This is a genomic window from Yersinia sp. 2542 StPb PI (assembly GCF_048593855.1).
GTDB classification, from domain to species: domain Bacteria; phylum Pseudomonadota; class Gammaproteobacteria; order Enterobacterales; family Enterobacteriaceae; genus Yersinia; species Yersinia enterocolitica_E.
Map to the genome: position 1 here is coordinate 1 of NZ_JAZGQA010000468.1, position 688 is coordinate 688.

A 688-nucleotide genomic window follows, 5' to 3' on the forward strand; every position below is an offset into this window, starting at 1 on the left:
AACGATACGCATTGCGCAGTGTCCACACAGATTGTCTGATGAATGTAAATGAGCAAGAGCACCTGTTGATGAGGGTGATGATTGTGCAATAAGACCTCGGTATCGAGTTTTTACTGCATCAGTCGTTCGAATGTGTCACCACATTCTCACCTTTACACAAAAATACTGAATCAGTGATTCAGTAGAAATTTTTGTGTCCCCATCGTCTAGAGGCCTAGGACACTGCCCTTTCACGGCTGTAACAGGGGTTCGAATCCCCTTGGGGACGCCACTCCGATAATGTGTGAAAGACATTATCAACTGAATATCTTAAAGATGACTTTAACGAGTCGTGTTTAAGATATTGCTCTTTAACAATCTGGAACAAGCTGAAAATTGAAACATTACAGCTGAAATTTATCTCTCCGTAGATATACTGAGATAAAGAGTAACCTGTAATAGAGTCTCTCAAATAATCGCAATGCCAATGGGTTAATCATTGTTGCAGTGTGAGCGAGAAGACACTCGGCAAGGCGTACAGCGCACAGCAACCGGAGTGAACTTAACGTTCATGAGGATTGCGCGCACTGCACAACATAGCAGAGTGTGTTCACAGCCACACCAATAACGAAAAACACCTTTGGGTTGTGAGGTTAAGCGACTAAGCGTACACGGTGGATGCCTAGGCAGTCAGAGGCGATGAAGGGCG

Annotated in this window: 1 tRNA gene; it reads left to right on the forward strand. The window is 44.3% G+C overall.

From position 1 onward, the window contains the following. Positions 1-195 precede the first annotated feature (195 nt). Positions 196-271, forward strand: a tRNA-Glu gene (locus V1952_RS22330). The last annotated feature ends 417 nt before the right edge of the window (positions 272-688 follow it).